The 16,107-nt window shown below is 72.9% G+C and carries 14 protein-coding genes; 8 read left to right on the plus strand and 6 right to left on the minus strand.

From position 1 onward, the window contains the following. Positions 1–6: 6 nt before the first annotated feature. Positions 7–1,575 carry a S1C family serine protease gene (locus AC07GB_RS03295; RefSeq protein WP_478841505.1) on the minus strand — a complete coding sequence of 523 codons (1,569 nt, stop codon included), beginning with the start codon at positions 1,573–1,575 and terminating at the stop codon, positions 7–9. A gap of 461 nt (positions 1,576–2,036) precedes the next feature. Here AC07GB_RS03295 and AC07GB_RS03300 point away from each other — a divergent pair, with 461 nt between their 5' ends. The 3 genes from AC07GB_RS03300 to AC07GB_RS03310 all read left to right on the plus strand — a co-directional run bounded on the left by AC07GB_RS03300 (position 2,037) and on the right by AC07GB_RS03310 (position 4,717). After that, complete coding sequence (locus tag AC07GB_RS03300) at positions 2,037–2,870, plus strand: glycerophosphodiester phosphodiesterase (protein ID WP_478841506.1); 834 nt, start codon at positions 2,037–2,039, stop codon at positions 2,868–2,870. 53 nt (positions 2,871–2,923) lie between these two features. Beyond that, a complete protein-coding gene (locus AC07GB_RS03305; protein ID WP_478841507.1) occupies positions 2,924–3,568 on the plus strand; it encodes an ATP-binding protein in 645 nt (214 codons plus the stop codon). 183 nt (positions 3,569–3,751) lie between these two features. Further along, positions 3,752–4,717: a DUF5926 family protein gene (locus tag AC07GB_RS03310; RefSeq protein WP_478841508.1), complete on the plus strand. Its 966-nt coding sequence runs from the start codon at positions 3,752–3,754 to the stop codon at positions 4,715–4,717. A 479-nt stretch (positions 4,718–5,196) separates the two neighbouring features. Here AC07GB_RS03310 and AC07GB_RS03315 read toward each other — a convergent pair whose 3' ends face one another. Together AC07GB_RS03315 and AC07GB_RS03320 are read right to left on the minus strand one after the other, a co-directional pair. Next, positions 5,197–5,811, minus strand: coding sequence for a hypothetical protein (locus AC07GB_RS03315; RefSeq protein ID WP_478841509.1), 615 nt, complete (start codon positions 5,809–5,811; stop codon positions 5,197–5,199). A 54-nt stretch (positions 5,812–5,865) separates the two neighbouring features. Beyond that, a complete protein-coding gene (locus tag AC07GB_RS03320; RefSeq protein WP_478841510.1) occupies positions 5,866–6,786 on the minus strand; it encodes a bifunctional DNA primase/polymerase in 921 nt (306 codons plus the stop codon). 624 nt (positions 6,787–7,410) lie between these two features. Here AC07GB_RS03320 and AC07GB_RS03325 point away from each other — a divergent pair. The 3 genes from AC07GB_RS03325 to AC07GB_RS03335 all read left to right on the plus strand — a co-directional run bounded on the left by AC07GB_RS03325 (position 7,411) and on the right by AC07GB_RS03335 (position 11,969). Further along, complete coding sequence (locus AC07GB_RS03325; RefSeq protein ID WP_478841511.1) at positions 7,411–8,829, plus strand: PP2C family protein-serine/threonine phosphatase; 1,419 nt, start codon at positions 7,411–7,413, stop codon at positions 8,827–8,829. A 113-nt stretch (positions 8,830–8,942) separates the two neighbouring features. Continuing rightward, entirely contained in the window at positions 8,943–10,439 is a 1,497-nt protein-coding gene (locus tag AC07GB_RS03330; protein WP_478841512.1) for an aminopeptidase P family protein, read from the plus strand. Between the two features lie 255 nt (positions 10,440–10,694). Then, positions 10,695–11,969: an MFS transporter gene (locus AC07GB_RS03335; protein WP_478841513.1), complete on the plus strand. Its 1,275-nt coding sequence runs from the start codon at positions 10,695–10,697 to the stop codon at positions 11,967–11,969. Positions 11,970–11,975: 6 nt separating this feature from the next. On the opposite strand, the gene AC07GB_RS03340 is transcribed toward AC07GB_RS03335, so the two are convergent. Continuing rightward, the gene (locus tag AC07GB_RS03340) at positions 11,976–12,560 is read right to left on the minus strand and encodes a carboxymuconolactone decarboxylase family protein (RefSeq protein ID WP_478841514.1); all 585 of its coding nucleotides are present in this window, start codon (positions 12,558–12,560) and stop codon (positions 11,976–11,978) included. 41 nt (positions 12,561–12,601) lie between these two features. Between AC07GB_RS03340 and pdxR the strand changes: the two genes are divergently transcribed. After that, a complete protein-coding gene (pdxR, locus tag AC07GB_RS03345; protein WP_478841515.1) occupies positions 12,602–14,074 on the plus strand; it encodes a MocR-like pyridoxine biosynthesis transcription factor PdxR in 1,473 nt (490 codons plus the stop codon). Here pdxR and AC07GB_RS03350 read toward each other — a convergent pair. Both AC07GB_RS03350 and AC07GB_RS03355 read right to left on the minus strand, forming a co-directional pair. Continuing rightward, the gene (locus AC07GB_RS03350; RefSeq protein ID WP_478841760.1) at positions 14,048–14,458 is read right to left on the minus strand and encodes a cupin domain-containing protein; all 411 of its coding nucleotides are present in this window, start codon (positions 14,456–14,458) and stop codon (positions 14,048–14,050) included. The two genes, pdxR and AC07GB_RS03350, sit on opposite strands and share 27 nt — an antisense overlap. Before the next feature lie 218 nt (positions 14,459–14,676). After that, positions 14,677–15,162, minus strand: coding sequence for a winged helix-turn-helix transcriptional regulator (locus tag AC07GB_RS03355; protein WP_478841516.1), 486 nt, complete (start codon positions 15,160–15,162; stop codon positions 14,677–14,679). A 118-nt stretch (positions 15,163–15,280) separates the two neighbouring features. Here AC07GB_RS03355 and AC07GB_RS03360 point away from each other — a divergent pair, with 118 nt between their 5' ends. Further along, entirely contained in the window at positions 15,281–16,105 is an 825-nt protein-coding gene (locus AC07GB_RS03360; RefSeq protein ID WP_478841517.1) for an NAD(P)H-binding protein, read from the plus strand. Positions 16,106–16,107 lie beyond the last annotated feature (2 nt).

The following is a 16,107-nucleotide window of genomic DNA, read 5'->3' on the forward strand; positions in this document are numbered from 1 at the left end:
AGCGGGTCAGCTGTCGCCCTTGCGCTCGCCCAAGGTCACGTCGACCGTGTGCTCCTTGCCGTCGCGCTCGTAAGTGATCTTGACCGTGTCACCCGGCTTGTGGGTCCAGATCTGGCCGATCAGGGTCGGGCCGCTGTCGATGACCGTGTCGTCGAGCTTCGTGATGACGTCGCCGGACTTCAGGCCCGCCTTGGCCGCCGGGCCGTTCGGCTCGACCGCGGGGCCCGAGCCGGTGGCGCCGCGGTCGGAGATCACCGCGCCGCCCGAGGCGTCGGCCAGGGAGACCGAGGCGCCGATCATCGGGTACGTGGCCTGGCCGGTCCTGATCAGCTGCTGCGCCACGTTCTTCGCCTGGTTCACCGGGATCGCGAAGCCGAGGCCGATGGAACCGGACTGGCCGCCGCCGAGGCCGCCCCCGCTGTCGGCGGGCTTGATGGCGGAGTTGATGCCGATGACGGCGCCGCGCGCGTCCAGGAGGGGGCCGCCGGAGTTGCCCGGGTTGATGGAAGCGTCGGTCTGGAGGGCGCTCATGTACGAGCTCTTGCTGCTGGCCCCGTCGCTGGAGGTGACGGGGCGGTTCTTGGCGCTGACGATGCCCGTCGTGACCGTGTTGGACAGGCCGAAGGGGGCGCCGATCGCGATGGTGGAGTCGCCGACGGCGACCTTGTCGGAGTCGGCGAGCGGGAGCGGGCGCAGGTTCGCCGGCTTGTTCTTGAGCTTGATGACCGCTACGTCGTACCCCTGCGCGCGGCCGATCACCTCGGCGTCGTACTTCTTGCCGTTCGAGAACGTGGCCGACAGCTTGCCGCCCTCGGCGGCCGACGCCACCACGTGGTTGTTCGTGAGGATGTGGCCTTCCTTGTCGTACACGAAGCCGGTGCCCGTGCCGCCCTCGCCGCTGCCGCTCTGGGCCTCCAGGGTGACCACGCTCGGCAGTGCCTTGTTCGCGATTCCGGAGACCGAGCCCGGCTCGCGCTTGAGGTCGGCGGGGGCGTCCGACGCGGAGACCGTCGTGGAGTCCGTACCGCTGTCGTCGTTGCGGTCCGCCGCCCAGTAGCCGATGCCGCCGCCCACGCCGCCCGCGACGAGGGCCGCCGCGAGCACGGCCGCGACCAGGCCGCCGCGACGGCGGCCGCCCGGCTTGGGCGCGGACGGCTGCTCGGCCGTCCAGGAGGAACCCCACCCGGAGCCTCCCCCCTGCCCGTACGACGGCACGGCGGGCGGCGGGGGCGGCGGCCAGGCACCGCCGGAGGCGGCCACCGGGGCGGGGGCCTGGGCGTGCGTGGCGGTGGGGTGCGCGGTCGTCGTGTGCGCGTACGGATCCGGGACGTGGGGCGCCTGGGGTGCGGCGGGCGCCTCGGGCCGGGCCGGCTCCGGAGCCGCGTCCCGCGGCGCGTGCTCGGGCGCGGCGGCGGCCTCAGGGGCGGGCCCGGAGGCGGGCTCCGGGCTCGCGGACGCCTCCGCTCCGGGAGAGCCGGACGGTGCGGCGGGGGCGGGAGCAGCGGGAGTGTCCACCGGCACAGGAGGTGCGGACGGGGCCGGGGGGACCGCAGTGCCCTCGTTCTCGGTGCTCACAGCTTTCTTCTCCTCGGTCCACGCTGTCGTAGCTGTCGTACTCGGTCACGGCCAGAGATCGGCCCGGGGCGGCACAGGTCGGATGCCCGGTCAACAGTCAACCGTTCAGTTGTCCCAGTCAGCTTTTCCCATGGGCTGTCAGGCCACCATAAGCCGACGCTGTGCGTTCACGGCGGGCGAAACCGCCACATTCGGAAAGCTCCGGAAGGCCCCCGGAGGGCGTCCGGCGCCCTCCGGAAGCCCCCCGACGCTCCGGGAAGCTCATCCGAAGGTTCACAGCCGAGTCACAGAGCCAGCTGAAGGCAGCGTGAGAGGAAGCTGAGAAAGGCTGTGCCCCTACCTCATTGCCCCGCCCGCGCGGGCCCGGCCCGCGCGGCCCCGAGCATGCCCTGGCCCCGTGCGCGCCCCCGATGACGACGGCCCCGCGGGCCCGCACCCCCGGACGGTGGCACCATGACGCGGTGACCCACGCACGACAGCACCTCATCCAGGTCGTCGCTCACCGAGGGGCCTCCGAGGACGCCCCGGAGCACACGCTGGCCGCCTACAAGAAGGCCGTCGAGGACGGCGCGGACGCCCTCGAATGCGATGTCCGGCTCACCGCGGACGGGCACCTCGTCTGCGTCCACGACCGCCGCGTCAACCGCACGTCGAACGGCCGCGGCGCCGTCTCCGCCCTGGAGCTGGCCGACCTGGCCACGCTCGACTTCGGCTCCTGGAAGAACCGCGAGCAGGGCCCGTACGCCGAGGCCCCCGACTGGGAGGAGGGCCCGGCCCCCGAGGACACCTCGGTCCTCACCCTGGAGCGCCTCCTGGAGCTGGTGGCCGAAAACAACGCCTCCGGGCGGCACGTCCAGCTCGCCATCGAGACCAAGCACCCCACGCGCTGGGCGGGCCAGGTCGAGGAGCGACTGCTGCACCTCCTGAAGCGCTTCGGTCTGGACGCGCCGTCTCCGGAGGGGCCGTCCCCGGTGCGCGTGATGAGTTTCTCGGCGCGTTCGCTGCATCGCGTGCGCGCCGCGTCGCCGACGCTGCCGACCGTCTACCTGATGCAGTTCGTCTCGCCGCGCCACCGCGACGGGCGGCTGCCCCAGGGGGTGCGCGTCGCCGGCCCGAGCATGCGGATCATCCGCAGCCACCCCGGATACGTCGCCAAGCTCAAGCGCGCGGGCCACCAGGTCCACGTGTGGACCGTGAACGAGCCCCAGGACGTCGACCTCTGCGCCCGTCTGGGCGTCGACGCCATCATCACCAACCGCCCGAAGCAGGTTCTGTCCCAACTGGGCCGCGCCTAACTTTCGTTACGGGGAGTGCACCGGCGCGTTCGGTCCGTATTCGATCGTGACGAGTGCGTCACCATCCCGGTGTTGGCCGGTTTCCGGTCCAGTCCATTGGGGCATCCACTCCGTGGCGTGGGGCAAAGGAGGTCTCGGGGGTGGCGTTTGTGGTGGCACGGGAGGTGCCCACGTCGTCGAGCATGGCCGTACCCCATGGTCCTGCGGGCGTGGGAGAAGCCAGACACCGGATGCGCGATCAGCTTCGCGTCAACGGGGTGTCGGAGTCGGTCATCGACGACGCCGTACTGATCCTTTCCGAACTGCTCAGCAACGCCTGCCGACACGGCAGACCACTGGGCAGTGGGCTGCACGACAGCCCGAAGGACAGCGACGGCAGCGGCGACGGAGACGTGCGTGCCGCCTGGCGGGTCGACAAGGCGGGACGCCTGACGGTCGAGGTGACGGACGGCGGCGGCCCGACCCGCCCGGTTCCGGCCACTCCGTCGGTCACCGCCCACGGCGGCCGCGGGCTGAACATCATCACCGCCCTCGCCGAGGCCTGGGGCGTCCGCGACGACGCCCGCGGCGAGGTCACGGTCTGGGCCCTCGTGCACGCCGGACACCGCGCCGAGGACTTCGCTACGCGCGTCGCCGCCCCTTCGGCCTCCGCGATAGCCGAGCTGGGCTTCACGGACTCGTTCGACGACGGGGACTGACCCTGACGACGGGGACTGACGCTGACGGGGACTGACCCCGTCGTACGCCGCCTCGGACCGAGGCCCGCGGACCGCCCCGGCCCCGCCCCCGAAGGCCGCGTGCCGACGCGCCGAGTCGGTCGCCGGTCGAACGGCTAGGCTCGCGCCCGTACGCAAGCGAGCCGTAACCGGGAGACACCCACGATGGCCAAGAAGCGCCCGCAGACGAAGGGCAAGCAGCCGCAGCTCAAGGACCACGAGGTCCCGGTGGTCGGCGCCAGGGAGCCCTGCCCCTGCGGTTCGGGCCGCCGGTACAAGGCCTGCCACGGCCGGGCCGCCGCGCACGCGGTGACCGAGCTGGTGCAGCGCCCCTTCGAGGGGCTGTCCGGCGAGTGCGACTGGGTGGCGTTGCGCGAGCTGGTGCCCGCCGCCACGGTCGAGCTGACCCTGAAGGACGGCCTGCCCGACGGCGTGCCCTCCGTGACCCTCGCGACGGTCCTGCCGATGGCCTGGCCCGCCCTGCGCCGCGAGGACGGCTCGGTCCTCCTCGGCCTGCAGAACGACACCTCGTCCGGCGACCTCAGCCGCGACCTCGCCGACACGCTGGCACGCGCGCTCACCACCGAGCCCGGCCAGCCGGTGGCCGGCCGCAGGGCACCCGCCGACGGGCCGCGCCTCCAGGACGTCCTCGACGGCGAGGCGCCCTTCGAGCCGGTCGTGCACTCCGGCTTCGAGTTCTGGGTGCCGGACGCGGAGAACGCCTCCGCGGAGGTCTCCGCCTCCCTGGAGCGGGCGAACGCCGCCGCCATCCCGACCGTCAAGCTGGCCGGCGTCGACTCCGCGTACTGGTGCGAGACGCCGGAGAAGAACCACCTGCGGTGGGTCATGCCGCACGCCGAGGAGGAGCTGCTCGACGCCCTCGCGCGCCTGCACGCCGCCGGTACGTCGAGCCTCGGCGAGGGCACGCGCCTCGTCGGCTCCTTCCGCGCGCACGGCCTGACCGTGCCGGTGTGGGACCTGCCCAGCGGCATGGGGGCGCAGGACGTCGAGAAGCCCGCGGCCGAGTTCGCCGAGCGGCTCACGGCGGCGCTCGCGGCCACGGAGCCGCTGACCGCGGACGAGCGCCGCGCCCGCGGCGGCCTCACCAACCGCCAGGTCACGCTCAGCTGACCCCGCGGGGGCCCGGCAGGCACACGGGCACCCGGCCCCGGGGCCACAGCACCGCGCGCGGGGGCCCCTCCTCGCGCGCGGGAGCACCCCCACGCGCCGGAGCGCCCCCGCGGCTCGCCCACGGATGACATTCGGCTGAGGTCTCGCGCCGGATTCCGCACGGGCGGGTGGTGGCGAGCAGCCGGGAGCGGCCACCGGCCGTCGTCCCGTCACGCGTTCTTAACCGGGCGGGTGTGCCCGGCGGCCGGGCGGAGGCCACACAGGCGCCTCACCTCTGCCTCACTGACCCACCGGTCAGTCGGATCGAATACGTGACTCCTGTCACAACTCCCCATGGGCGCAGGTGAATCCCTGTCCGGATAACTGAGATCGAATTTGCCAAGCGCGGATCTCTTGTTACCGTTCAGGTAGCCCGGTTGCTGGTGCATCCCCCGTCGCCAGCAACCGGGCGTTTCCATGCCCGGGCAGAAGTTACGCGCTCAACTGCCGTGCGGCCCGGCGGAGTTGCTGCCCGAGCGCAGCAGCAGGGCGCCGCCGCTCTCACTCGCGAACTCCGCGACCGCCGTGTAGTGCGCCGCGGACCCGGACGCGCGCTCCCTGGGGGTGTCGCACGCCCCCGGTTCGTCTCCCGCGCCCACCGCGCAGTGCATCTGCACGGTGCGCCCCTGGGGCCCCATCACGCTCAGCACGGCCTCCAGGGCCTCACCGGTCACATTGCGGTAGTAGGTGCGCGCCCAGGTGTCCTTGCCCTGGGTCAGGACGCAGGTCTGGGCCTCGACGCCGTCGGGTGAGGAGAGTTCCGGACCGCAGCGGGAAAAGGTGTCGGGCAGGGGCGCGTCGGCGGAGTGCGCGCCCTCGCCCTCGCCCTGCCGCGCCCCGGCCTGCCGCTCGGGCCGGGAAGCCGGACGGGCCCCGGCCTGCGGTTCGAGGTCACCCTCCGGGGGCCGCGCCCCCGCGCGCCCCGGATCGGCGGGCGCCTTGGCTTCCTCGAACACCGGCCCGGCGGCCGCCCCGGCGAGGGGCAGCAGCGCGGCGACGGCCACGATGCCCAGGAGCGCGAGCAGGCGGGGGTTCACGGCCGGGCGCGGGTGCATGCGCCGAAGATAACGACCCCGGGCGCCCGGCCCCACGCCGCGCGCCCGATTCCCTTAGAACTCGGGCGCGCTCACACCCGTATGAGTGAGCGCGTCGACCACCGCGTCCACGACGGCCTCCACGTCGGGCAGCCAGGGGGCGGCCGAGCCGGGGACGGGGCATCCCCGGCTCGTACGAAGTGGAGAGCTGGGGGAAGGGGCCCGCTCCCAGCGGGCCTGGCCCTGGCCGGTCTCGGACGGGGGCAGCGGGATGTACCCCCCGCTCCCGTGGAAGCGCAGCGAGCCGGGCACCCGGTCCTTGGCGTACAGAAGCTCGCCCAACCGCTCCATGGAGTACGGCGCGACGAGGACGAAGTAGCGGGCAGGAGTGGCCACGACGGGGCCGAGGCGGATGCCCGCGAGTTCGAGCGCGGCGAGGGCGCGCGCGCCGGCGGCCGCGGGGAGGCTCACGGCGCACGGGGCGCGTCCGCCGGTGGCGAGGAGGATGGGCGCGCCCGGCCGGTTGGTCCACCACCAGCGGACCATGCGCTCGTCGGTGGTGGCGGCGAGGAGCCCCGGGTCGAGCGGGTGGGCGCCGGGAACGACGCACTCCGGGTCCGGACAGGCGCACCGCGCCTGTCCGCCGCGGCCCGCGTCACGCTGTGCGAGCGGCACCTCCGCCCGCTCGTCCTTCGCTCCCCGCTCAGCCGGGCGTGGCCCCCGCTTCCCGCCCCGCTTGCCGTTCCTTCTGCCGCTCCCGCCGCGCGTGTCGCTCCGCCGCTCACCGGACCCGGTGAGTCCGGCGATGCCGTCCAGTCCGGCGATGCCGTCGAGGAGCTGCCTGCTCTGCCCTTCGATACCGACACCGGGCAGCACGGGCCAGCCCCATGCTGTCGCGAAGGTCAGGGCCGCACCGATCAGAGAGGGACTCTGGTCAGACTTCCTACCGATTCGCCAGGACAGGAGCCTGCGTCGCCTTCCAGGGATCTCGCGCATGAGCGCTCGTTCCTTTCCGTTACACGCAGAGGGACACTTCGGGCCACATCACACCATGTGTGGATCTCTATCGCTGCGTACGAGGTGCGCGTACAAGGTGCACAAGGTGCATGCGAGGTGCGTACAAGCTGGCGCGTCACACCCCAGCCTGCGGCATGGGGAACCCCTATGGGCCGAGCGTTAACGTGGCGTGGGGTGGCGGCGCCTGGCGTTTGCCGTCCCGCGTCTTTCTTGCCCCCGGTGCCACGGGAGGATGGGGCGCGGTCGCCGTGGGTTAAGACGTCCGGGTCCGGCGGCAGGTTCCGGGCGTCGTGCAACTGCCCCTGTCCCGCCCCGAGCCACCACTTGAATCCGTACCCAGCACGGCCGCTGTGACGCTCCTTCGAACAATGTCAGTCGACCGCAATATGCCGTTCCCTGCAACACTTTTGAGCCAAGTTATCAAGATCATTTCCAGTTCACAGAATTCTCACGCGGCACACTGGACACCAGGAATCCCCGCAGGACAATGCTGGACATCCCCTCTCCAGTGCGTGTAGATGTGGAGCCATTGCTAGCGGCGCAGAATGACAGGGGGTTTGCGATGCTATTGAGCAATACGCACTGGCCGGAAAGCGGTCAGCCATGAACGCCCCGCACCTGCCGAAAGTGGCCGGAATCGATTCCACTGTTCCCTCACCGGCGCACACTGCCCCGCCTGTCGCGCCCGCCCCGCAGGCACCTGGCGCCCCGGGCGCACTGATCCAGGACCGCCTGGCCGGCTGGGTCTCCGACCTCACCACGCTGCACGAACTCACCGAGCGCCTGTCCCGCACCGCCACCCTGGACGACGCCCTGACCGAAGTGCTGCGCGCCGGCGCCGCCCTGGTCGGAGCGCGCCGCGGCCTCGCCGTCATGGAGCCCGCCGACGGCCTCGGCCCCGACACCACCGTCGGCCTCGGCTTCGCCCGCGCCGACCTCGGGTATCTGGAGACGGTGCCCCGCGCCGCCACCTCGTACGGCAGGCTCCTCGAAGCGAGCGCCGCGGGGGCCTGTCCCGCGGAGGCCGCGCAGCCCGACCTGTTCGCCGACGAGGCCCTCGACCCGCGCCACCGCGAGGTCGCCCGCCGCCTCGGCTACGCCGCGAGCTACGCGCTGCCGCTGGCCACCGAGGCGACCGGTGGCGTCGGCGCGGCCGTCTGGCTGTACGACGAGCCCGCCGAACCGACGCCGCGCCGACGCCACCTGACCGGCCTCTACGTCCGCTACGCCGCCGAGCACCTGGCCCGCCTCGTGGAACTGACCCGCGCCCGCACCACCGTGGCGACCCTGCGCGAGGAACTGCTGCCCTCACGCCTCTCACGGGTCGCGGGCGTACAACTGGCCGCGCGGCACCGCGCGGGGGCGCGCGGCGGCGGCGACTGGTACGACGCGCTGCCGCTGCCCGACGCGGCGCTCGGCCTCGCGGTGGGATCGGTCACCGGCTCAGGGCCGAGCGCGGTCGCCGCGATGGGCCGCCTGCGCGCGAGCCTGCGGGCGTACGCGGTGATGGAGGGCGAGGATCCGGTGGCCGTCCTGTCCGACCTGGAGCTGCTGCTGCGCCTGACGGAGCCCGCGCGGTCGGCGACGGCCCTGTTCGCGTACTGCGAGCCCGCGCAGCGCAAGGTCGTCGTCGCCGGGGCCGGGCACAGCCCGCCGCTGCTGGTCGGGGAGCGGCGCACGGAGTTCGTCGAGACCTCCCTGTCCGCGCCGCTCGGCATGCTGGCCTGCTGGGAGGCGCCGAGCGTGGAGATCCGTCCGGAGCCCGGGGAGACCCTGCTGCTCTACACCGACGGCCTGCTGCACCGCACCGGCGACGCGATGGACCGGGCGTTCGCGCGGCTGCACGCGGCGGCGGCGAGCGTGCCGAAGGCCGCGCGGGACGACCCGGGGGCGATCGCCGACCACGTCCTGCGGGCCGTGTTGCCCGAAGGGCTGGACGGAGGGAACGGCGAAGGAGGCGACCGGCCCGGCGGCGCCGGGAGCGACGACGACGTGGTGCTGCTCGCGGCCCGGTTCGACTAGTCCGCCGCGGACGGAAACCGGCGACCGGCGCGCGCCCCGGGCTCCGCGTGACCTCCTGACCGCGCTGTGTAAGGGTCCTTCTGCCTCTGGAACCCCTTCCTGACCGCCGTACGATGAGATGGCCCGTTGTCGTACATAGGAGGCAGACCGTGTCGGACGCTCTCAACCCGGAGACCCCGGAAGCTGAGGACGAAGAGCCGATCAAGCAGCGGAAGAACGGCCTGTACCCGGGTGTCTCCGACGAGCTGGCCGAGAACATGAAGTCCGGCTGGGCCGACACCGAGCTGCGCGACCTGGAGCCGGTCGCCCAGGCCGGGCACACGGCCGCCCGCCGTGCCGCGCTGTCCGCGCGCTTCCCCGGCGAGCGCCTGGTGATCCCCGCGGGCAACCTGAAGACCCGCTCGAACGACACGGAGTACGCCTTCCGCTCCTCCGTCGAGTACGCGTACCTCACCGGCAACCAGACGGAGGACGGCGTCCTCGTCCTGGAGCCCACGCGCGAGGGCCACGAGGCGACGATCTACCTGCTGCCGCGCTCCAACCGCGAGAACGGCGAGTTCTGGCTCGACGGCCAGGGCGAGTTGTGGGTCGGCCGGCGGAACTCGCTGACCGAGGCCGAGCAGCTGTACGGCGTCCCCGCGTCGGACGTGCGTGAGCTGGCGGGCAAGCTGAGCGAGGCCACGGGCCCCGTCCGCGTCGTGCGCGGCTACGACGCCGGCATCGAGGCGGCCCTGACCGACAAGGTCACCGCCGAGCGCGACGAGGAGCTGCGGGTCTTCCTCTCCGAGCAGCGCCTGGTCAAGGACGCGTTCGAGGTCGGCGAGCTACAGAAGGCCGTGGACTCCACGGTGCGCGGCTTCGAGGACGTCGTGAAGGTCCTCGACAAGGCCGAGGCGACGAGCGAGCGCTACATCGAAGGCACGTTCTTCCTGCGCGCCCGCGTCGAGGGCAACGACATCGGCTACGGCTCCATCTGCGCCGCGGGTCCGCACGCCACCACCCTGCACTGGGTGCGCAACGACGGACCGGTCCGCTCCGGCGACCTACTCCTGCTCGACGCGGGCGTGGAGACGCACACGTACTACACGGCGGACATCACACGCACGCTGCCGGTCAACGGCCGGTTCAGCGAGCTGCAGAAGAAGATCTACGACGCCGTGTACGAGGCCCAGGAGGCGGGCATCGCGGCCGTGAAGCCGGGCGCCAAGTACCGCGACTTCCACGACGCCGCGCAGCGCGTGCTCACCGAGAAGCTGGTCGAGTGGGGCCTCGTCGAGGGCCCGGTCGAGCGCGTCCTGGAACTCGGACTCCAGCGCCGCTGGACGCTGCACGGCACCGGCCACATGCTCGGCATGGACGTCCACGACTGCGCCGCCGCGCGCACCGAGACGTACGTGGACGGCACCCTCGAGCCCGGCATGTGCCTGACCGTCGAGCCCGGTCTGTACTTCCAGGCGGACGACCTGACCGTGCCGGCGGAGTACCGCGGCATCGGCGTGCGCATCGAGGACGACATCCTCGTCACGGAGGACGGCAACCGGAACCTGTCGGCCGCGCTGCCGCGCCGCTCGGACGAGGTCGAGGCCTGGATGGCCCAGCTCAAGGGCTGATGACGGCTGCGCCACGCGCGTGTCCCGGAGCGCCGGACGGGTTGGTTCCGCCAACCTGTCCGGCGCTTTTCGCTGCTGCGAGCGCTTGTCGCTGCTGCGAGCGCTTTTCGCTGCTGCGAGCGCTTTTCGCTGCCGCGGGCGCTTTTCGCTGCCGCGGGCGCTTGTCGCTGCCGCGGGCGCTTGGGCAAGTGGCCCATGAAAGGGCGCGGGAAATGGACCACTTGAGGGTGCCACCGCGTTCCTAGTGTTCGGGACATGACGACACCCCGGCTCCTTCCCGCCCGCGGACCGCTCCGGCTCCTGGCCCTCGCCCAGCTCAGCAACTCCGTGGGCGACGGCGCCTACTACGTCACCTCGGCGCTGTACTTCACGCACGTCGTCGGCCTCGCCCCGGCGAAGATCGGCCTCGGGCTCACGGTGGCCTGGGCGGTCGGCTCGGCCGTGGGCGTGCCCCTGGGGCGGCTCGCCGACCGGCGCGGGCCGCGCGGCACCGCCGTGCTCCTCGCGCTCGCCACCGCGGCGGCCGTCGCGTCCTTCCTGGTGGTACGCGGCTTCGTGCCGTTCGTGGTGTCCGCGCTCGGCTATGCCATCGCCCAGTCGGGGCTCGCCGCCGCCCGGCAGGCGCTGCTCGCCGGGCTCGTCACCAAGGGGGAGCGGACCGGCGCGCTCGCCCACCTCCAGTCGACGCTCAACGCGGGTCTCGCGCTGGGCGCGGCACTCGGCGGAGTCGCGCTGCACTACGGCAGCGAGGCCGCCTACCTGTCGGTGTTCGCGTTCGACGCGCTGAGCTTCGTGGCGTGCGCGTACGTCCTGGGGCGGCTGCCCGCCGTCGCCCCCGCCCCCGCCGTCGCGGGCGACCGGCTCGCCGTGCTCCGTGACCGCCCGTACGTGGTCGTGACCGCGCTCAACACCGTGCTGTTGCTGCGGATGCCGCTGCTCAGCCTGGGCATTCCGCTGTGGCTCACCGAACGCACCCAGGCACCCGCCTGGCTCGTCTCGGCCCTCTTCGTGCTCAACACCGTGGGCGTGATGGCCTTCCAGGTGCGCACCGCCCGGTCGGTGTCCGGGATCCCGACGGCGGTACGGGCCGTGCGCAGGTCGGGCGTGCTGATGCTGGTGACCTGCGCGGTGTTCGCCCTGTCGGCCGTGGACGCCGGGCCGTGGGCGGCCGCCGGGGTGCTCTTCGCCGGGTCCCTGGTGCTGCTCGCCGCCGAGATGCTCCAGTCCGCCGGGTCCTGGCAGCTCGGCTTCGACCTGGCACCCGCCGGGCGGATCGGCGAGTACCAGGGCTTCTTCGGCACCGGCGTCACCGTGGCCCGCACCCTGGGCCCGATGGTGCTCACCGCGCTGCTCGTGGAGTGGGGGATGCCGGGGTGGCTGGTCCTGGGTGGGGTGATCCTGGGGGCGTCGTTCGCGATGGGGCCGGCGGCGCGGTGGGCCGAGCGCTCCCCGGGGCGGTCCGGTGCGACAGCTCCTCGAAGGGGCGCGGGGAACTGCGCGACCAGCCACAACGTACCCGCGGGCCGATGAAGGGGCTCAGCCCTCTCGCTCGTCCGTGCCGGCCACCTTCCCGGTGCTCAGGGCGATCCGGTTCCACGTGTTGATCGTGAAGATCAGGGCCAGGACCTGGGCCAGCTCGCTCTCGCCGAAGTGGGCGGCGGCCTCCGCGTACACGGCGTCGGGCACCCCCGGCCCGTCGAGGCGGGACACCGCGTCGGTCAGCGCGAGCGCCGCCTGCTCCTTGGCCGTGAAGAAGTTCCTGGCCTCGCGCCACACGGCCACCATGTGCAGCCGGTCCTCGCTCTCGCCCGCCTTGCGCGCGTCGTTGGTGTGCATGTGCAGGCAGTACGCGCAGCCGTTGAGGTGCGAGGCACGGATCTGGATCAGCTCGACCAGGGCCGGGTCGAGGCCGTCGCGGGCGGCGGCGTCCAGGCCGATGACGGCCTTGAAGACCTTCGGGGCGACCTTGGCGAAGTTGAGGCGGGGGGGCTGGGCGGTGGTGGGGGCGGGCTCGGGGGCCGCGGGTGTGGCGACGGCGGGCGTCGTGGCTGCGGCGGGTGCCGTGGCTGCGGGCGTCGTGTCTGCGGGCTTGGCGACTGCGGTGTTGTTCGTCATGACCATGAATCTACGAGCCTCAAAGACCTTGGGTAGGGTGCACTTCCATGGCGGAATCATGGGTCAATTCGGCGGGGCGCATCGGCGCTGACCTGCATCTGGACCTCTCCGGCGGGGGCAGCCGCCGCGCCGCCCTGATCAGTGCCCTGCGCGAGGCGGTGCGCTCCGGGCGGCTCGCCCCGGGCACCCGCCTCCCGCCGTACCGCTCCCTCGCCGCCGACCTCGGGCTCGCCCGCAACACCGTCGCCGACGCGTACGCGGAGCTGGTCGCCGAGGGCTGGCTGACCGCTCGCCAGGGCTCGGGGACGCGGGTCGCCGAGCGCGTCGCACCACCCCCGCGCGTACGGGTCCCCAAGCGCGCCCCCACCGCCGACGCGCCCCCCGCGCACAACCTGGTCCAGGGCCAGCCGGACGCCGGTTCCTTCCCGCGCACGGCCTGGCTCGCCGCCGCCCGGCGGGCGCTGACCGCCGCGCCCAACGAGGCGTTCGGACCCGGCGACCCGCGCGGCCGGATCGAGCTGCGGCGCGCGCTCGCCGGCTATCTGGCGCGCTCGCGCGGGGTGCGGACCGACCCGGAGCGGATCGTGGTGTGCTCCGGCTTCGCGCACGCGCTGCGGCTCCTCTTCGGCACGGGCTCCGGTGGGGTGCTGCGCGGTCCGCTCGCCGTGGAGGCGTACGGACTCGGATTCCACCGCTCTCTGCTCGCCACGGCCAAGGTGCGGACGGTCCCGCTGTCCCTCGACGAACACGGCGCCCGTGTCGACGAGTTGCCGAGCGGTCCCAGTGCGGTCCGTGCGGTGCTGCTCACGCCGGCCCACCAGTTCCCGACCGGCGGGCCGCTGCACCCCGCACGCCGCACCGCCGTCGTCGACTGGGCCCGCACGCGCGCGGGGATGATCCTGGAGGACGACTACGACGGGGAGTTCCGCTACGACCGGGAGCCCGTCGGCGCCCTCCAGGGGCTCGATCCCGAACGGGTCGTCTACATCGGCTCGGTGAGCAAGAGCCTCTCCCCCGCGGTGCGGCTCGGCTGGATGGTCCTGCCCGAACACCTCGTGGACGCCGTCGTCACCGCCAAGGGCCAGCGGGAGGCGTGGGCCAGTGTCCTCGACCAGCTCACGCTCGCCGACCTCATCGAGTCCGGGCAGTACGACCGCCACGTCCGCCGCATGCGTCAGCACTACCGGCGCCGCCGCGACCAGCTCGTCGCCGCGCTCGCCGCACGCGCCCCGCACATCACCGTCACCGGCATCGCGGCGGGGCTGCACGCCGTGCTCCAACTCCCGCCCGGCACCGAGGCGTCCGCCACGAAGGCCGCCGCATGGCACGGTGTGGGCCTGGAGGGCCTTGCCGGGTACCGGCACCCGGACGCGTCGGAACCGGCCCCCGACGGGCTCGTCGTCGGCTACGCCACGCCCGCCGAGCACGCGTACACGGCGGCGATCGAGGCGCTGTGCCGTGCGCTGCCGCCCGCGCCCGACACGGATGACGCCCTAGTGACGGCCGTTGACGGCGGATGAGGCGTCCGCCTCCGTGAGTTGGTACAGCTCCGGCACGGAGACCTTGATCGGCTCCTGGGTGGTGCGCGCGATCACCACGACGACCGGCTCGTCCGGGTCGGGGTGCTCCTCCCGGTGCGGGACGAACGGGGGCACGAGCAGGAAGTCCCCGGGGCCCGCCTCGATCCTGACCTCCTGCTCGCCGTCGTGGAAGACGAACACGGGGTGACCGCTGACTACGTAGATGCCCGCTTCCGACGCGCCGTGGTGGTGGTTGTCGGTCGCGCTCATCGGCTCGTGCTCGACGAGCCCCATCCACAGCTTCCGGGAGCCGACCGTGCTGCCGCTGAGGGCGGTGGGGCCGTCCAGCTCTCCGGCGCGGACGTGGTGGACGCGGTTGTTCAGGGGCGGGTTCTGAGACGTGGCCTGGGGTGTGCTTAGGAGTGTGTTCTGGGACGGGTTCTGGGACGGGTTCTGTGTGGACACCGGGTGGCCTCCTTGCGGTTTCGAGCGCCTTCTGGACTGGCACCAGACTGCGATCGCCGCGTCGGACGTGGCAACTGTTGTTGCCGTAACGGCAAGTTGCCCGTGGGCTTCCCCAGCGGGAGACCCCGCGGGCTTCCCTAGCGGGAGGCGGGGGCGTCCTGCGCTTCGTCGTACGCCTCCCGTGCCGCCGCTATCGCAGGGCGGTGGGCTATCGACCAGTCGGCCAGGGACTTGATGAGGTGGGTCAGGCTGTGGCCCATCTCCGTCAGCTCGTACTCGACCTGGGGCGGGATCGTCGGGTGCACCGTCCGCTTCACCAGGCCGTCCCGCTCCAGGCGGCGCACCGTCAGCGTGAGCATGCGTTGCGAGATGCCGCCGTGGATGCGGCGCTGGAGTTCCTTGAACCGCAGGACGCCACCGGCCAGTTCGACCACGACGTACACCGACCACTTGTCGCCGAGCCGGTCCAGGACGTCTCTGACACCGCACTCGTCCTGCGGGGTCTCGCACGCGATCACGGGCTGGCCGACCATGGCCTTGAGCGCCGCGGCAGGCGTCTCCCCTTCGCGTTCCGCGGCCGTCGTGGCCTCGGAGGTGGTTACAGCCGTGTGCCCCGCTGACATCAAAGTGCCTCCTTACGTGATCCCCCACCATCGCTCACGATGGTCACGTACCGAGTGCACAGCACATCCCGCACCGGTCGCCATCCACTTCAACTGATCGTCTCGGGGGATCGTTCCCATGCTGCTCGTCACCGGCGCCACCGGCGCACTCGGCCGGCTCATCACCACCAAGCTCGCGGACCACGAGGACCACGCCGGGGGCCACGTCGTCATCGGCACCCGCGACCCCGCGCCCGGCCAGCGCCGCGTCGACTTCGACGACCCGGAGTCCCTGGACTTCACCGGGGTGGACACGCTCCTGATGATCTCCGCGGGCGCCGCCGAGGACGACGTCGTCATCGCCCGGCACGAGGCCGTCATCACCGCCGCCGAGAAGACCGGCGTCGGCCACCTCGTCTACACCAGCCTGAGCGGCGACGGCGACCACTTGACGTACGCGCTCGCGCACCGCTGGACCGAGCGCAGACTCCACCGCTCCTCCCTGAACTGGACGGTGTTGCGCAACGGCCTGTACGCGGAGTTCCTCGCCGCCGTCGCCGCGCCCGGCCCGGACGGGACGATAGCCGCGCCGCTCGGCGACGGACGGCTCGCCGCGGTCGCCCGCGAGGACCTGGCCGAGGTCGCCGTCCGCGTGGCCACGGCCCCCGCCGCCCACGCGGGGCGTACGTACGAGCTGGTCGGCGAAGAGCCCCTCGGCGGCGCCGACTTGGCCGCGGCGACCGGCGGTTCGTACGAGCCAGGTGACCTCGAGGCCACCCGCGCCGCGATCACAGCGGCCGGTCAGGCCCTGCCCTTCCAGGTGCCGATGCTGCTCAGCACGTACTCGTCGATAGCGAGCGGCTTCGTCGACGGCACCTCCATAGCGGACAACGCGCTGCGCACGCTCCTCGGCCGCGCCCCCCGCTCCGCCCTCGACGCGTATGTGGCGGCGGTCCGGGGCTGATC

Source organism: Streptomyces sp. NPDC045778, assembly GCF_056431945.1.